At 73.3% G+C, this 16,565-nt stretch carries 13 protein-coding genes; 4 read left to right on the forward strand and 9 right to left on the reverse strand.

Going from position 1 to position 16,565, the window contains the following annotated elements; all coding sequences use genetic code 11:
• Positions 1-122: 122 nt before the first annotated feature.
• The 4 genes from ACFVVA_RS15965 to ACFVVA_RS15980 all read right to left on the reverse strand — a co-directional run bounded on the left by ACFVVA_RS15965 (position 123) and on the right by ACFVVA_RS15980 (position 3,481).
• Positions 123-485 carry a hypothetical protein gene (locus tag ACFVVA_RS15965; protein WP_387689857.1) on the reverse strand — a complete coding sequence of 121 codons (363 nt, stop codon included), beginning with the start codon at positions 483-485 and terminating at the stop codon, positions 123-125.
• A gap of 68 nt (positions 486-553) precedes the next feature.
• The gene (locus ACFVVA_RS15970; protein ID WP_387689859.1) at positions 554-1,210 is read right to left on the reverse strand and encodes a response regulator; all 657 of its coding nucleotides are present in this window, start codon (positions 1,208-1,210) and stop codon (positions 554-556) included.
• On the reverse strand, positions 1,195-2,451 hold the full coding sequence (locus ACFVVA_RS15975) for a sensor histidine kinase (protein ID WP_387689947.1): 1,257 nt from the start codon (positions 2,449-2,451) through the stop codon (positions 1,195-1,197). The genes ACFVVA_RS15970 and ACFVVA_RS15975 overlap by 16 nt, the downstream gene beginning before the upstream one ends.
• Positions 2,452-2,545: 94 nt before the next feature.
• Positions 2,546-3,481 carry a DMT family transporter gene (locus ACFVVA_RS15980; protein WP_387689861.1) on the reverse strand — a complete coding sequence of 312 codons (936 nt, stop codon included), beginning with the start codon at positions 3,479-3,481 and terminating at the stop codon, positions 2,546-2,548.
• A gap of 131 nt (positions 3,482-3,612) precedes the next feature.
• On the opposite strand from ACFVVA_RS15980, the gene ACFVVA_RS15985 reads away from it, so the two are divergent.
• Positions 3,613-4,497, forward strand: coding sequence for a LysR family transcriptional regulator (locus tag ACFVVA_RS15985; protein ID WP_387689863.1), 885 nt, complete (start codon positions 3,613-3,615; stop codon positions 4,495-4,497).
• Positions 4,498-4,515: 18 nt separating this feature from the next.
• On the opposite strand, the gene ACFVVA_RS15990 is transcribed toward ACFVVA_RS15985, so the two are convergent.
• Complete coding sequence (locus tag ACFVVA_RS15990) at positions 4,516-4,713, reverse strand: hypothetical protein (RefSeq protein WP_387689865.1); 198 nt, start codon at positions 4,711-4,713, stop codon at positions 4,516-4,518.
• 208 nt (positions 4,714-4,921) lie between these two features.
• On the opposite strand from ACFVVA_RS15990, the gene ACFVVA_RS15995 reads away from it, so the two are divergent.
• Positions 4,922-6,235: a chitinase gene (locus ACFVVA_RS15995; protein ID WP_387689867.1), complete on the forward strand. Its 1,314-nt coding sequence runs from the start codon at positions 4,922-4,924 to the stop codon at positions 6,233-6,235.
• Between the two features lie 168 nt (positions 6,236-6,403).
• Here ACFVVA_RS15995 and ACFVVA_RS16000 read toward each other — a convergent pair whose 3' ends face one another.
• From ACFVVA_RS16000 to ACFVVA_RS16015, 4 genes are all read right to left on the reverse strand, one after another.
• Complete coding sequence (locus tag ACFVVA_RS16000) at positions 6,404-9,370, reverse strand: hypothetical protein (protein ID WP_387689869.1); 2,967 nt, start codon at positions 9,368-9,370, stop codon at positions 6,404-6,406.
• Positions 9,370-11,238 (reverse strand): HSP90 family protein, encoded by a 1,869-nt coding sequence (locus tag ACFVVA_RS16005; protein WP_387689871.1) that lies wholly within the window; start codon positions 11,236-11,238, stop codon positions 9,370-9,372. The genes ACFVVA_RS16000 and ACFVVA_RS16005 overlap by 1 nt, the downstream gene beginning before the upstream one ends.
• 113 nt (positions 11,239-11,351) lie before the next feature.
• A complete protein-coding gene (locus ACFVVA_RS16010) occupies positions 11,352-12,398 on the reverse strand; it encodes a hypothetical protein (protein ID WP_387689873.1) in 1,047 nt (348 codons plus the stop codon).
• 129 nt (positions 12,399-12,527) lie between these two features.
• On the reverse strand, positions 12,528-13,061 hold the full coding sequence (locus ACFVVA_RS16015; RefSeq protein ID WP_387689874.1) for a hypothetical protein: 534 nt from the start codon (positions 13,059-13,061) through the stop codon (positions 12,528-12,530).
• Positions 13,062-13,557: 496 nt separating this feature from the next.
• Here ACFVVA_RS16015 and ACFVVA_RS16020 point away from each other — a divergent pair, with 496 nt between their 5' ends.
• Together ACFVVA_RS16020 and ACFVVA_RS16025 are read left to right on the forward strand one after the other, a co-directional pair.
• Positions 13,558-15,396 carry a DUF262 domain-containing protein gene (locus tag ACFVVA_RS16020; protein WP_387689876.1) on the forward strand — a complete coding sequence of 613 codons (1,839 nt, stop codon included), beginning with the start codon at positions 13,558-13,560 and terminating at the stop codon, positions 15,394-15,396.
• A complete protein-coding gene (locus tag ACFVVA_RS16025; RefSeq protein WP_387689878.1) occupies positions 15,396-16,436 on the forward strand; it encodes a CBS domain-containing protein in 1,041 nt (346 codons plus the stop codon). Before ACFVVA_RS16020 ends, ACFVVA_RS16025 begins: the two co-directional genes overlap by 1 nt.
• Positions 16,437-16,565: the final 129 nt, after the last annotated feature.

Genomic DNA, 16,565 nt, shown 5'->3' on the forward strand with positions numbered 1-16,565 from the left:
TCCGGCTGTTCAGGCCGTTCCGGCTGTTCCGGCCGTTCCCCGTCCCCCGGCCGCCCTGGTCCCTCCAGTCGCTCCGGCCGTTCCCGGGCTTCCATCCGCCCAGGAGGCTCCGGCCGGACCGGTCACTCCGCCTGCCCCCGCAGGTGCCTGACCAGTCGGGCGATGGCGGGCGCCCCGCCGTTGGCGCGAACCGCCGTCACCCAGTTCCTCGCCTGGCCCGGCAGGTCGTCGCGGCTCGGGCAGGAGAAGCTGAACAGCCAGACGTGGGCGGACAGATCACGCTCCGGCATGGCCTGCCACTCCTCGCCCCCGGCCGCCGTCAGCGTGTCCTGGCAGGCCGCCAGCGCCCGGTCGCCGTCCCCGGCCCACTCCTGCCGCAGCCACAGCAGGAAGTTGGTCTGCGCCGTCGTGGTGTCCTCCCTGGTCGCCTCGCCCTTGAGCAGCCGGTTGACGATTGCGCTCTGCGGTTCCCGTGTCCTCTCCATGACGCCATCGTTCCGGCCGCACAACCCCTGTGACAAGTGGGTGAATTGCCGTCCGGCGCGCGCTCCGGTCACTCGCCGCGCAGGTGCGCCAGCACGGCGAGCACCCGCCGGTTGCCCTCGGTCGGGTCCAGGTCCAGCTTCATGAAGATGTTCCCGCAGTGCTTCACCACCGAGGCCTCGGTGATGCTCAACCGGGCCGCCACGGCCTGGTTGTTGAGGCCCTCGGCCAGCAGCGCGAGCACCTCGCGCTCGCGCGGGGTGAGGCGGGCCAGCGGGCGGTCGCCCGACCGGCCGCGCAGCAGCACCCGGACCACGTCGGGGTCGATCACCGTCTCCCCGTCCGCGACCCGCCGCAGCGCGTCCAGGAAGTCCGCGACGTCACCGACCCGGTCCTTCAACAGGTAGCCCAGACCTGCCGGTTGAGCACCGGCGGCGGCCAGCAGCCGGGTCGCGTACGGGGTGGCCACGTACTGGGACAGGACCAGGACGGGCAGGCCGGGGTGGCGCTCGCGCAGGGTGAGGGCGGCGCGCAGGCCCTCGTCGGTGTGGTCGGGGGGCATCCGGACGTCGGTGACCACGATGTCCGGCCGTTCGGCGTCGACGGCCGCGGCCAGCGCCTCGGCGTCGCCGACGGCGGCGGTCACCCGGTGGCCGCCCAGGGCGAGGAGTTCGACCAGTCCGGCGCGCAGCAGCACCGCGTCCTCGGCGATCACGACCCGGAGCACGGGACCTCCAGCCGCAGCGTCGTCGGGCCGCCCGTCGGGCTCGTCACCATCAGCCGTCCTCTCAGCAGTGCCACCCGGTCGGCGAGTCCCGCCAGTCCGGCCCCGGCGGCCGGGTCCGCCCCGCCGCGCCCGTCGTCGGTCACCTGGACGACCAGCCGGCCCCCCGCGACCCGCCCGCGGACGGTGATCGCGGTGGCACCGCTGTGCTTGGCGGCGTTGGTGAGCGCCTCGGTGACGGTGAAGTAGGCGGTGGTCTCCACGGCCGGGTGCAGCCGCTCCGGGAGCTCGATGTCGGCGGCCACCGGGATCGGGTGACGCAGCGCGACCTCGGCGACGGCGGCGGCGAGCCCGTGGTCGGTGAGCACCTGCGGGTGGATGCCGCGCACCAGTCCGCGCAGCTGCTCCAACGCCTGCCGGGCCTCGCCGCGCGCCCGGGTGACGAGGTCCGCCGCCCGGCCCTGCCGGTCGCGCAGCTCGTACTCGGCGAGCCCGAGGGTCATGCTGAGCGCGACCAGCTGCTGCTGCGCCCCGTCGTGCAGGTCGCGCTCGATCCGGCGCCGCTCCGCCTCGAAGGCGTCGGCCAACCTGGCCCGGGAACGGGTGAGTTCGAGCACCTGGCGACCGAGGTCGTCCTCCCGGGGGGCGAGCAGGAAGCGGGCCAGCGCGACCTCGGCGGCGGTCAGCAGCGCCCCGGCGTACGCGCAGAGCAGCAGGCCGGCCAGTCCGGCGGCGGTGAACGGCAGGGCGGCGAGCGGCCCGGGGACGGCGCGCCCGGGGATCAGCATCACGGTCTCCGGCGCGAGCGCCCAGACCACCAGCGGGGAGAGCACGTACAGGCCGGAGAGCACCAGCAGCGCGGTGAAGCCGAGCGCGGCGGTGGCCAGCACCGTCGAGGCGAGTGCGGCATGGGCGAGTTCGCGCCAGGTGGCCCGCTCGCGCAGCCGGGTGCGGATGCGGGCCCTGCGGCCCGCCCCGGGCAGGCTGCGGTGCGGGTCGGGCAGCGGGACCGGCTCCACCAGCCGCAGCCGCCACCGGGCCGCGGTGGCGGTCGGAATGCCGGCGAGCACCAGGGCGACCAGCAGCGGGATCCCGACGCCGATCGCCCCCAGGCCCAGGCCGAGCACCAGCAGCACCACGAGGACCGCCAGCAGCACCGGCCCGAGCAGCGCACTGCCCAGCAGGTACGCCCAGCAGCGCGGCACCCAGCGGGTGAACGGGAAGCGCAGCGGGTGCGCCCGCAGTGCCTCGCCCACGGCCGTCGGCTGCGGATCCGCCCCGCGGCCCCCTTCGCCGCCCCCGTCCCCGCCTTCGCTGACCTCGCTCACCCGGTCCACCCTAACCGACCGGCTGACGGCACTTCGGGTCCTCCGCCGGGGCCCCGCCCTCGGCCGCCACCGGGGCCGGGCGCGGCCGGGCCAGCGCGACGGCAGCGATCACCAGCGCGCCGCCGACCAGCGCGCTCCAGCCCACCGGCTCGTGCAGGAACGCCGCGCCCAGCGCCGTCGACCAGAGCGGCATCACGTACGTGACGGCGGAGGCCACCGTCGCCCCCGCGCCGCGGACCAGGGCCAGGTTGAGCAGGTACGCCAGGCCGGTGCCGGCCACGCCGAGCACCAGCAGGGCGAGCGCCGGGCCCGCCCCGGGCCAGTGCGGAGCGCCTGCGGCGAGCGGCGCCACCAGCGCCAACTCGGCGGCGGCGCAGGCGATCTGGAGCGCGGAGAGGGTGGTCACCGACTCCGGGCGGCCGGACAGGAAGCGGCGCAGATAGGCGAAGCCGGCGCCGTAGCAGCAGGCAGCGGCCAGGCAGGCCAGCGCGCCGGCGGTCGCCCCGGTGCCGAGGCCGCGCCAGACCCCGAGCACGGTGAGCACGCCGAGGAAGCCGAGCCCGAGGCCGGCCAGTCGGCGGGCGCCCGGGCGGCGCTCCCCGGGGACGGCCAGCACCGCGAACAGCAGGGTGAACAGCGGGGTGGCCGCGTTCATCACTCCGGCGAGCACCGAGCTGACCCTGGTCTCGCCGAACGGGAAGAGGGTGAACGGCACCGCGTTGAGCAGCACCGCCACCACCGCCGAGTGGCCCCACAGCACCCGGTCGCGCGGGGCCCGCTCGCCGCGCACCACGAGAATCGCCCACAGCGCGGCCGCGCCCAGCAGGCAGCGCCACAGCGCCACCCAGAGCGGCGGCACCCCCGCGTCGACCGCGACCTTGATCAGGGCGAAGCTCGCGCCCCAGATCGCCGACAGGGCCACGAAGCCCGGCAGCCAGCGCCGCACCCCCACCACCTCCTTGTCCGTGTCCGCGACCGTGCCTGTGACTGTGGCCGTGCCATCAGCTGGACAGAGCGTGGCCCGGCACCGGACCATGAGTCCAACAAGTGGCAGCGCACCCGCGATGAGGAAGTCTCATGACCTCGGACGTCAACCTGGCCCAGCTCAGGGCACTGGTCGCGGTCGCCGACACCGGCGGCTTCGGCGCGGCCGCCGACGAGCTGGGCATCAGCCAGTCCGCCGTCTCGCACGCCGTCGCCGCGCTGGAGCGCAACCTCGGCGCGCCCGTGCTGCGGCGCGGCAGCCCGTGCCGCCCCACCCCGCTCGGCGAGCAGATCCTCCCGCACGCCCGGACGGCCGTAGCCTCGGCCGCCGCCGTCCGCACGATCGCCACCCGGCACCGCGGCGGCCTGACCGGCACCGTACGGCTGGCGGCGCCCACCACCGTCTGCCAGGCACTGCTGCCCGGACTGCTGAAGGACTGGCGGGCGGCCCACCCGCAGCTGACCGTCCGGGTCTTCGAGGGCGAGGACGAGGAGCTGGCGGCCTGGCTGGAGGCGGGCACGGTCGACGCCGCCGTGCTGGTGGACGCCGGTCCGCTGCCGCCCGGGGCGGTCGCACTCGGCGCCGACTCGATGCACGCACTGCTGCGCCGCGACCATCCGCTCGCCGACCAGCCGACCGTCCACGTGGCCGAGTTGGAGGACGACGACTTCCTGCTCTCGGAGGGCGGCTGCGAGCGCCACATCCGCGAGGCCTACCGGCGGGCCGGTACCCGCTTCACGCCCCGGCACCGCATCCGCGACCTGAACACCCTGATCGGCATGGTGCACGCGGGCGTCGGGGTCTCGGTGATGCCCGCACTGGCACTGACCATGCTCCCGGCCGACTGCGTGCTGGTCCCGATCCGGCCCGCCGTCCACCGGACGCTGTCGCTGACCGGGCCGACCGGCCGCCCGTGGGCCCCCGCGGTCAGCGGACTGCTGGCGGGGGTGGGCGCGGACACCGCCGTCGGGGCCTGAGCCCCCGGCGCCGGGCGCTCAGCTCCATCCGTCCGGCGGCAGCCAGGGCGGTCCGGGCTGGTCCCACCGGGCGACGAACCGGGCGACGACGGCGCGCAGTTGACGGGCGTGCTGGGGCGACAGCGCGAGCATCACCGCCTCCAGCAGGTCCCGGTCGTCCCACGGGCAACCGCAGCAGAACCAGTACAGGTCGCGCTCCGCGCAGTCCTCCCACAACCGGCGCTCGGGACGGTGGACGTACGCCCGCCACCGGCGCAGTCGGGCTTGACCCTTTTGGGGTTGACCCCCCTTCCCCACAGGTCTATACCAGTGAGGACCTTCGGCAACCACCCACTGCCGACGGTCCGTTCGGCCGCCGCGCCACCCCCACACCCGGCGCGACCAGGCCGGCCTCCCCCACTGCCGTTTCCTGGAAAGGCTTCCGATGGAACGCGCTCTTCCCTCGCATTCCCACCGGCACACCGCACCTCGCCCCGCCCGTCGCCCCGCCCCCGGGCGCCGCGCCGCGCTCGCCCTGGCCGCCGCGCTCGGCCTGGTCGCCGGCGGCGTCGCCGCCCTGGCCGGCACCGGCTCCGCCTCCGCGGACACCACCGGCACCACCGCCGCCGGAGGGCTCGGCAGCAACTGGTACGCCTCGGCGCCGTACCTGATGCCCGAGGACAACAGCCCGCCGGACGCCACCGCCGTCATGGACGCCACCGGCCAGAAGGCCTTCCAGCTGGCGTTCATCCTGGCCCAGGGCAACAGCTGTTCGCCCGCCTGGGGCGGCACCTCCTCGATCGACACCGACACCACCATGCCGAGCGTCATCCAGACCGTGCGCGGCAAGGGCGGGGACGTCTCGGTGTCGGTCGGCGGGTACGGCGGCACCAAGCTGGGCCAGGTCTGCGGCACCCCCGAGGCGACCGCCGCCGGCTACCAGAAGGTGATCACCAAGTACGGCCTCAAGGCGATCGACTTCGACCTGGAGGAGCCGGAGTACGAGAACACCGCGGCCATCCACAACGAGATCGGCGCGGCCCGGATCCTCCAGCAGAACAACCCCGGCCTGTACGTCTCGATCACCACCGCGGGCACCAACGCGGGCACCGGCTGGTTCGGCACCCAGATGCTCAACGAGGCCAAGTCGCAGGGCTTCACGCCGGACAACTACTCGATCATGCCGTTCGACGGCGGCTTCAGCGGCGCCGCGGCGCAGACCGACGCGCTGGTGAAGTTCAACCAGATCCTGCAGAGCACCTTCGGCTGGAACGAGGCCACCGCGTACGCTCACGAGGGCGTGTCGATGATGAACGGCCGCACCGACGCCGCCGAGTACTTCCACCAGTCCGACTTCCAGACCGTGCTGGACTTCGCCACCGCGCACGGCCTGGCCCGGTACACCTACTGGTCGGTCAACCGGGACCGCCAGTGCGCGGGCAATGTCGACCCGGGGCTGTCCGGCTCCTGCTCCAGCGTGGCGCAGAACGACTGGGACTTCACCAAGTACACGGTGAAGTTCGCCGGGGCGACCCCGCCCACCACGCCACCCACGACGCCGCCGACCACCCCGCCCACGACTCCTCCGACCACCCCCGGCAGTTGCACCGCCCCGGCGTGGAGCGCGAGCACCACGTACACCGGCGGCGCCAAGGTCTCGTACAACGGGCACAACTACCACGCCAAGTGGTGGACGCTGAACGAAGTGCCGAGCGCCGCCGGCCAGTGGGGCGTCTGGGCCGACGACGGGCCCTGCTGAGCGAACCACCCCGGTGCGGCGCGGAGGCCGCATCCCGCTGAGGCCCGTGCCCCGCCGTCACCGGAGGGGCACGGGCCTCAGCGGGATGCGGGGCCTCGGCGGGGCACCGCGCAGGTCACGGGCACCGCGCAAGTCACGGGCACACGCAAGTCACGGGCACAGCGCAGGTCACTCCCCGGCGAACCGCTCCCGCAGCTCCACCAGCACCTCCGCCGCCTCCGGCAGCCCGGCCGCCTCGCAGCGCGCGATGCCGGCGGTCAGCCGGGCCACCGCTGCCTCGGTGCGACCGAGATCGCTGCCCTCGATCAGCGCGGCCAGCCGGACCGACTCCGCCCGCGGCGACTCGGCCAGCTCGCCGCCCGCCTCGTACTCCGGGACGGCCCGCTCGGCCTCGGCCAGCGCCTCCTCGTACCGCCCCGCGACGGCCAGCGAGCGCGCCCGCTCGTAGTGCGAACCACCGCGCAGGTACCAGGAGTTGTACTCCTCGCCGGCCAGTTCGGCCGCCTCTCCGACCGCGTCCGCCTCGGCCAGCAGGGCGAGCGCCGCCGCCAGCCCCTCCGCGCCCTGCTCCCGCATCGTCATCCGGGCCAGCTCCCGCAGGGTGGCCGCCAGCTGGTCCACCTGCGGGGCCTTGCCGTGCGCCTCGCGGGCGCGGGCCAGCGCCGCCTCGGCGGCGTCCCGGCGCTCCGCCCGGGCGAGCGCCAGGGTCGCCTCGCAGGCGACCATGGTGTGGGTCTCCTGGTCCTCCCAGCCGGCCACCAGGTCGGCCAGCCGCAGGTACTCCTCGGCGGCGTCCCGGTGCTCCTCCAGCTCGGACAGCCCCCGGGCGAGGTCCAGCCGGGCCTGGGCGAGCATCCGCACGTCCAGCCGGGCCGCCGACGCGTCCAGCAGCACCGACTCCAGCACGGCCACCGCGTCCGCCGCCCGCCCGGTGTCGCGCAGCACGTCGGCCAGCTGCATGCGCACCCGGGCGGCCTCCTCGACCGCCTCGGCGCCCTTGCGGTCGTAGCGCGCGGCCGCCTCCGACAGCGCGCGGACGGCGCCGCCGAGGTCCCCCGTCTGGAGGCAGCCGTGGCCGAGCATCATGTACGTCGGCGCGTACGGGTAGGAGTCGTCGCCCCAGCGCACGGCCTCGGCCAGCGCCCGGTGGAACACCTCGACCGCCTGGCCCGGCTCGCGGCCCTGCAGCAGCACCTGGCCCAGCAGGCCGAGCACCCTCGGGGTGTGCCAGGGCAGCTCGGCGGCGTCCAACTGGGCCAGCACTTCGCGCAGTTCGGCCTCCGACTCGGCCAGCAGGCCCTTCCGGGCGGCGGCGTCGGCGGTGTACTGCCGGGAGGTGGCGGCCCGCCGCTCGGAGCCGAGCTCCACGGCCGTGCGCCGGTAGGCCCCGACCACCGCCTCGAAGCGTTCGGCCACCTCGTCGGCGGGCTCGGGCAGCGTCTCGACCAGGTCGTGGTGGGCGGCGTAGGCGCGGGTCTGCAGCACGATCAGGTAGTCGTCGTCGGTCAGTTCGCCGCCGGCGCGCAGCTCCTCGGCCCGCGCCAGCGCCGCGTCGAGCGCCGCCCAGTCGGCCCGCCGGCCGCTGTGCCCGCTGTCCGCATCCGCGTCCGCGTCCGCGCTGCGACCCGCGCCGCCGTCGCTCTCGTCGTCCAGGTCCGCGATGAGGGTCCGGGCACGGCACATCAGCGCCGACCCGGCCAGTCCCGCCTCCTCGAACAGCTCGGCGGCGGCCAGCAGCCCGGCCTTGCCCTCGGCGTACGCGTCCCGCTGGAGCGCCTCGTGGGCGCGCTGCTCGGCGAGTTCGGCGCGCAGCCGCTCGGGGCCGCCCAGCTCGGCGCTCCGCGGGTGGACGAAGTCCGCGGCCCCAGCGCGTTCGGCGGCCCGCTTCCAGAGCCGGTCGGCGTCCGGGTGGCCGAGCACCTCCAGCTCGCGGGCCCGCAGCACCAGGGCGGTGAAGTCCTCCGGCTCCGGCTCGACCGTCCGGCGCGGCGCGGGCGCGACGGCCGGGGCGTCGGACAGCCCCGGCGCGGCCACGGCCCGCACACCCAGTGCCAGCGGCTCGGCGAGCAGCGGCTCGACGGCCAGCCGGGCGCGCCGCTCGGCGCCGACCGCGCCGGTGCCGTTGCGGGCGTCGAAGCGTGCGGCCAGCGCGTCGGCCTCGGTGCGAACGTGGGCCAGCAGGGAGTCCACCGTCCAGGTGGCGCCCGCCGGGCCGCTGACCGCGAGTTCGCCGTGGCCGGCCCGGGCGAGCAGGGCGACCAGCACCTCGACGCCGGTCAGGAAGCCCAGCCGGGCGGCGGGTTCGCCGGTGACCGCGAACAGGTCCCGGTTCTCGGCGAGCAGCTCCAGGCCGCGCGGCTCGTTGCCGGACAGCGCGCAGAACTCGATGTGCAGGCCGACGGCGTTCAGCATCGAGGCCTTGCCCCGGGCGTAGCGGTAGCCGGAGAGGTGGCCGGAGCGGGCCTCGTCCAACCGGCCCCGGCGCAGCTGCGCGAGCAGGGCGGTGGCCTGGCTGAGGTAGGGCTCCTGCTCGCAGCCGCTGCGGCCGTCCAGCACCGGGGCGATCACCTCCAGCGCCCGGGCGTCGTCCCCGGCGGCGATGAAGTGCCGGGCGCGGGCGCGGGTCTCGCAGGCGTGGCAGTCGCTCAGCTCGGAGCGCGGGCGGGCCGCCCACAGCTCGTAGGCGTCCTGCACGTCGATGCCGGTCTGCACGGCCAGGTGGTAGCGCTGGGCGTAGTACGGCTGGAGGTCGTGGCCGGCCGTGCGGTAGCGGTCGCGCAGCTCGGTGTGCCAGCGCCGGACCGCCGCGAGCGGGACGTCCGGGGTGTCCTTGAGCGCGTCGGCGACCCACTTGAAGCGCCAGAGCACCTGGCGCCGGGCCCATTCGCCGAAGCCGTCCGGGTCGGTGTCCCAGAGCTTGAGGATGCGGGCGAAGACGACCGGGCTCTTGCTGCGCTCGCCGTCGTACTCGTAGGCCTCCATCAGTTCCAGCAGGGCCATCGAGCGGATCCCGGTGTCCTCGAACTGCTCGGCGGCGTCGACGAGTTCCTCGGCCGTGACGGTCCTGGTCCGGCCGTACGGGCGGGCGTCGTTCTCGCGCAGCGCGGCCATCACCGCGTCGGGGGTGTCCAGCATCACGCCTCCTTGTCGCCTTCGGGGGTGCCCGCCGCCTCGTGGCCGAGCATGGCGTGGTCCAGCAGGCTGATGAACGAGCGGTTGAGCAGGGCGGACTCGCTGGCCTTGAGCGGGCGGCGGGTCATCAGCACGGCCTGCCCGTACAGCGCCTCGACGGCGGTGACGGCCAGCTCGCGGCTGGTGACTGTGGCGGCGCGGCGCACCAGCGGGTTGAGGTGGTTGAGCACCAGTTGGGCGCGGGGCACCTCGGCGCGCAGCGAGCCGAGGATGTCCGCCCACAGCCCGTCGGCCTCGTCGGCGAGCTGGGCCCTGGTGCGCTCGTGCCGGGCCTCCCGGTTGTCGAGCAGCAGGGCGGGCGCGTTGGTCGGGTGGAAACTGCGCAGCGCGACGTCGCAGTCGAACCGGCCGACGACCTCGCGGGCGATCGCCAGGAAGGCGTTGGCGGCCAGCTCGACGGCCGGGTCCACGGTGTCCAGGTGCGCGGTGACGGTGCCCGGGTCGAGGTCGGAGACCGAGACGCCGGGCCGGATCTCGGGCAGCCGGTGGACCAGGTCGTGGTCGTAGGTGTAGCCGCCGTTGACCACGCCGAGCCCGGCCGCGGCGGCGATCGGGGCGACCTGGCGGAACTCCTCGACCGTACGGGTCACCAGCACCGTCGGGTGGCTGCGGGCGAACTCGTCCAGGGTGACGTTGCCGTCGGTGGTCTCGAACGGCAGCCAGGGCAGCATCATCCGCAGCAACTCGTCGTCGTAGCGGGCGAGTTCCTTGACGGCCAGGTGGTGGACGGACAGGAAGCGGTGCAGCAGCGCCGGGTCGCTCGCGGACAGGCCGGTCAGCCAGTCGCGGATCCGGGCGCCGAGCGCGTCCCGGACGGCGGCCAGCGTCTCGTCGGCGTACAGGCCCTCGCGGGAGGCGGTCGGGCGCAGCCCGTCGGTGTCGACGACGCAGCGGACGAAGAAGGCCCAGTCCGGCAGCAGTTCGTCGGCCTGGTCGGAGAGCAGCATGCCCTTGAGGTGCACCCGGTGGCCGTTGCGGCGCGAGGGCGGGGCGGCGTCCGGCAGCACGTACGCGACGCCGCGCAGGCCGACCAGCGGCAGGTCCAGCTCGATGGTGTCGAGCGGGGTGAAGTCGAAGGCGGCGCGGCAGTACTCGGTGAGCGCGTCGCGCCTGGCCAGCGGGGAGGCGTGGCGCTCGGCCCACGGCGGGGTGCGGTTGACCCGGTGCTCGGTGCCGGCGGCGTCGATCACCGTGACGTCGTGGCGCAGCAGGCTGCCGAAGTCCCGGGCGAGGGTGAGGACCCGGCCGGGGCGGGTCCACTCGGCGGCGTCGGCGCGCGGGGCCAGCGTGACGGTGGTGCCCGGCTCGGGCTTGGCCGAGGCGGGCAGCGTGCGGATGGTGTAGCTGCCGTCGGAGCTGCCGCGCCACTCGATCACCGGGGCGTCCGGGGCGGCGGCGGAGCGGGTGACCACGGTGATCTCGTCGGCGACCACGAAGCAGGCGAGCAGGCCGATGCCGAACTGGCCGATGAAATCGCCGCGGGCCTTGGCCAGCCCGGCGCCGTCGAACCGGCCGTCGGCGTCGCGCTTGGAGCTGCGGCCGATCGTGGCGAGGAAGGTGTGGACGTCCTTCTCCGTCAGGCCGACGCCGGTGTCGGTGACGGACAGCTCGTCGTCGGCGCGGACGGTGATCCTGGCCGGAGCCTCCGGGTCGAGGGCGCGGCGGGCGGAGATCGCGTCCACCGCGTTCTGCAGCAGCTCGCGCAGGTAGACCCGCGGGCTGGAGTAGAGGTGGTGGGAGAGCAGGTCCACCAGACCGCGCAGGTCCACCTGGAAGGTGTGCGCACTCGTCGGGTTGTCGGTAGGGGACACCGGAGGCTCTTTCGATCGCGGGGTGGATGACGGTGGTGGGGTGTGGGTGCGGGTGCGGGTGCGGGTCGGTACCGGCACCGGCACCGGTCGGCGCCGGGCGGCGCCGGCACGCCTCAGCGCCAGTACGAGGTGCAGCGGTCGCGGTGGGCGCGGAAGGCCTTGACCGGATTGCCCGACAGGTAGTGCCAGGGCGATTCGGTCACGAAGCCGTCCAGCGCCTCGAACAGCAGGCGCGCGGTCTTCGGCTGGTCGGCGAGGGAGAAGGCCATCGCGAAGGTGTTGAAGGCGCCCTGCCAGCCGCGCGCCGGCACGAAGGCCGGGTGCAGGACGGACCGGAAGGCCGCCTCCTGCAGCCCGGCCACCACGGCCGGACTGGTCAGGTAGGCGCCGTCCTCGCCGTCCGGGAGGGCCAGCCAGTGCTCCAGGTGCGCGACCGCGACCAGCTCACCGAGGCGGCTGCCCTCCGGGGCGGCGAGCATCACGGAGCGGGCGAACTCGTGCATCTCCTCGTGCGAACCGCCCCACTTGGCGCTCAGCTGCTGCAGCCTGACCCAGTGCGAGGCGGAGTTCCCGGGCGCCCGGCGCACCGCGGCCTCGAAGCGGCTGGTGGCGACCTCCGGGCCGAGCGAGGCCCCGAGGGCGCTGGTCTGCAGGAACCGCCAGGGGGCGTGCCAGGACGGCTCGCGCTCGGCGACCTCCAGCAGTTGCTCCTCGGCGACCTCCAGCCGCTCGTGGAACACCTTCCACCGCTCCTCGGTGACGTCCTTGGCCCGGGCACCCGTCCGGGCCTCCCAGCCCCAGTCGATGTGCCGGGCACCGGACAGCAACAGCAGCAGCGTGTCGTCCGGGGTGTCGGCCAGCGCGCGGGACGTCCACTGCTCGACCCGGGGCACGTCGGCTATCGCCCCGACCAGGAAGGTCAGGTCCTCGCCCTCGGCGGCGGCGAGCGCGGGGCGCAGCGCGGCCCAGTCCCCGTCGGCGGCCTGGCGGAGCGCCAGACGCACCGACTCGTCCCCGTACGCCGGGTCGAGCCGCGGCTCGGCAGCACCGGCCGGCGCGGCCGATCCGGCTCCCCGTCGGCCGAACCCGAACCCGAACCCGCGCCGCTCGGCCCGGTCCTCCGCGCCCTCCCCGCCGGAGCGGCGTCGGAACAGCGGCATGTCTGGCCCCCTCGAACGTCATCAGTATCTTTCGCATGGCCGCACTATGGCCACGAGATAGGTACATATCACGGTCGACCGACATCCGTTTGCCCAGCCCAGCGCCCCGCCCGTGCGGGGAGGGGTCCCTCAGCCCACGCCCGGCCCGGCGTCCGGTGCCTTCCCGGCCTGGGCCTGCTCGATCCGCTTGACCAGCATCACCGCGAACTTCCGGGTCGCGGCCACGTCCACCGGACCGCCCTCGCTGGTCACGCTCGCCACCACGGTGCCCGAGCGCACCACGATGCCGACGCCCTCGCCCTCGGCCAGCGGCCCCTGGAAGGTCTGGCTCTCGCTGCCCAGCACCGGGGTGTCGATCTTCTTGAACGGCCCGGCGGCGTACGAGGCGTAGCTCTCCTTCAGCCGCTGCGCCGCCGCGTCCCGGCTGGGCAGGGTGTCCACCAAGAAGCGGACCACCACGTCCCCCGAGGAGAACCGGACCGACCCGCTGAGCGGCTTTCCGGCGCAGGAGGCAGCGGCGGCACCGGTGCAGGTGACCTTGTGGTCGGCCGTGTCGACCTTCCGCTTCTCCTCCTCCCAGCCGACCATCGCCTTGGCGTCCGGCAGCACCTGCCCGACCACCTTGTCGTCCAGCAGCGCCACCTCCAGGTCCCCGCGCGGCACCTCCACCGCGGCCGGGGCCGGTGCGGAGGCAGGCGCCGAACCCGCCCCGGGCGCCCCGGCGTCCGACCCGCTCGGTGCGGGAGCGGGCGCAGCCGCGGACGCGGACGCCCCGGCCGTACCCGTCGACGCCGCCGCCGGACCCGACGCGGACGAACCCGCGGCCGCCGCCCCACCGACCCCCTTCGACGCCCCGGAGGAGCACCCGGCCAGCACGCCCGTCAGCACCCCCGCCGCCGCCACCGCGGCAAGCACCCGCCGACCACTCATCCCCGTCGCCCTCCCTAGACCTGTCAGTGATCCCTCAAGATAGCGACCGCCCCTACTGCCGCTTCACCCCGGACGGCGACTGAACCACGACGGAACTGACTCCGGCAGGTGGCGGAGCCTCGAACAGGTCAGCTGGCCAGTTCACCAGCAGCGTTTCCCTCCATCGACCGGATATCTCGAGAACCGGTTGACTGCGCAGGTATCGAGTTGGTCAAATCAGCCTCGGCATATGCTCTGGTTCAAGGTGGGGAAAGACCGCGTGGCGCTCGACAGTCCGAAGCTCAGGGACGTCCTCGCGGACGTCGCGTCCGGAACACTGCAACTCCCGGACTTCCAACGCGAGTGGAAGTGGGACGACGACCGGATTCGGGCGATCATCGCGACGGTGACGCTCGACTACCCACTCGGCGTGGTGATGACGCTGGAAACCGGTGGAGCCTCACCGTTCCGCGCGCGGACCCTCACAGGCGCGGGCTCCGAGCAGGACCGGCCCCCTCAGCTCCTGCTCCTGGACGGGCAACAGCGTCTGACCTCCCTGTTCCAGGCTCTGTACCTCGATGCGCCGGTGAAGACGGTCGACACCCGCGGCAAGTCGATCGATCGTTGGTACTACGTCAGCATCGCCAAGGCTGTCGGCGCCTCCGCTGACCGCGACGAGGCTATCGTGTCCGTCCCGGAGAACAAGCTCCTGCGGGCCGAGTTCGCCCGTGGCGCTTCGCTCGATCTCACCACCGTCGAGGGCGAGTGCGCGGCGGGCCTGTTCCCACTCCACTTCGTCTTCGACATCCAGCGGGTGAACGCCTGGAAGAGGACGTTCGTCAAGGCGGATGAACGGAACTGGGACCTCTGGTCGGAGTTCGAGGAGCGCGTCCTCGAGAAGATCCGGTCGTTCCAGGTCCCCATGATCCGGCTATCCGCGTCCACCTCGATGGACGCCGTCTGTGCCGTGTTCGAACGCGTCAACACCGGGGGCGTACCGCTGAACGTCTTCGAGCTGTTGACCGCCACCTATGCGGGGGACCGCAGCTTCACGGCCGAGTCCGGCGACTACTACCAGCTCCCTGTCGTCTGGCAGAAGATCAAGCAGGAACTGGCCGCCCGGTTCCCGGTGTTCGGCCGTCTGGACCAGGGCGTCGAAGATGGCCTGAGCAGCAGTGACTTCCTGCAGGCCGTCGCACTGGTCCGGACGTGGGAGCGCAAGCTGGCACGTCCGGGGGCTGCGGTGTCGTGCAAGCGCCGTGACCTCCTGGACCTTCCGCTCGCCGACTTCGACCGTCTGGCACCGAAGTTGGCCGAGGCGTTCGCCTGGGTCGGTGACTTCCTCCAGCAGCAGTGCATCGTTCGTGCGGCCGATCTTCCCTACCGGACGCAACTCGTTCCGCTGGCCGCCGTCCGCGCGATCCTCGGGGAGGAGACCGACGGTCTCACCGCCGAGGAAATGATCACTCAGTGGTACTGGTGCGGCGTCCTCGGGGAGATGTACGGAGGCTCGACCGAAACGCGCTTCACCAAGGACGTGGAGCAGCTCGTCGGGTGGATCCGCCGCACCGGCGACGTTCCGGACACGGTCAACGACGCCTACTTCTTCCCCGATCGTCTGGACACGCTCACCACCCGACACAGTGCGGCCTACAAGGGGATCTACGCCCTCCTCATCAAGCAGGGCGCGGTGGACTGGCACTACACCGGCGCACCGATCAGTCCCGCCCTCATGGATGAACACTGGGTGGGCGTCCGGCAGATCTTCCCGAAGGCGTGGACCGAGAAGGAATTCGGACAGAAATTCCCGGCGGGCTCCATCGTGAACAAGACGCCTCTGTCGTACCGCGCTTCCCGGAACATGTCCGGACCGCCGGCAACCTACCTTCCGTCACTGGTCACGGCCTCGGACATGCGGCCCGAGTGGTTCGACGACGTCATCGCAACCCACCTCATCGATCCCGATGCCCTGCACGCCAATGACTACGAGCGCTTCTACCTCGACCGCTCCAAGCAGCTGGTGGAGCTGGTCCAGGGCGCCATGGGCAAGCGGACCGCACTGCGTGGCGCTGCGGACGGCGGCGAGTGATGCCCGCCAAGCCCTCCCCGCAGGACCTTCTGTCGCTCAAGGGCGTGCGGATTCCCGTCCAGCACGTCCTGGACCTGTTCGGTGTACGTGTCCGTAACCACCAGAGCGTGCACCTGATCTCGCAATCCCTGGCCGATGTCGGCCTGGCCACCATCCCGGACTTCGCCATCTGCCACCACCGCGGCGACGTCGACGTCGTCGAACTGGCCGCGGTCGTCGTCAACGATGTCGACCCCGAGGCCGACGACGCACACGAGCCGTTGCCCTCGCAAGCCCTGCCACAGCGCCTGCACATCGGGGATCTGGCCTGCGCTCGCAACGGGGTCGCCAGCGTGGGACTGAGCGCCTCGCCCGCCCAGGCGACCTACCTGATGCGCACTCACGGGTACTCCCAGGTCCCGGTCACCACGGGCATGGCCACCCTGCACGGCGTGGTCACCTGGCACTCGGTGGCAAAGATGTACGAGACCGGCAGAACACCCACACTCGAGAACGCCATGCAGAAGGACTCCCCACCGGTCGTAGACGTACGCCAGGAGTTCTTCGGGTGCCTCCCCGCAATCAAAGAGCACGGCTATGTCCTGGTCCGCGGCGAGGACGGTTGCCTTTCCGGCATCGTGACCGCGAAGGACGTCACCGAGCGCTTCGAGGGGGCAGCGCGCCCCTTTTTCCTCATCGGGGAGATCGAATCCCTGCTCCGCCGTGGCCTGGGTGCAGCGCTCGAGCAAGAGGCGATCAAGGCTGTCCAGACCAACAAGAAGGTCGACGAGCGGTCCGGGCTGATCACGGACCTGATGTTCGGCGACTACATCAAGCTCCTCGACGGCACCCAGACGAAGCAGTCGATGGCGGCGAGCGCGGACGTGAACTGGGTCACCCTCGGCTGGACGGCGATGGACAGGACACAGTTCGTCCACCACCTGAAGCGGGTGAAGGACATCCGCAACCGAATCGCCCACTTCAGCGAGAAGCCGCTGCCCGGCGACATGCTCACCGAACTCACCTCGTTCACCAAGCTGCTCCGCGACTTCGTCTCCTGACCTCGCAGGCAGCGGCGCCGGGGCCGTCTCGCGTCCCCTCCCAGCCCCGCTCGTCTTCCGTACGAGTCCTACACGGACTACCGTCACCCGCTACCATCGTCCGGGTGATCCGGCTGCTGAGCAGCAACG

This window comes from Kitasatospora sp. NPDC058048 (assembly GCF_042885555.1).
GTDB lineage: Bacteria > Actinomycetota > Actinomycetes > Streptomycetales > Streptomycetaceae > Kitasatospora > Kitasatospora lactacystinica.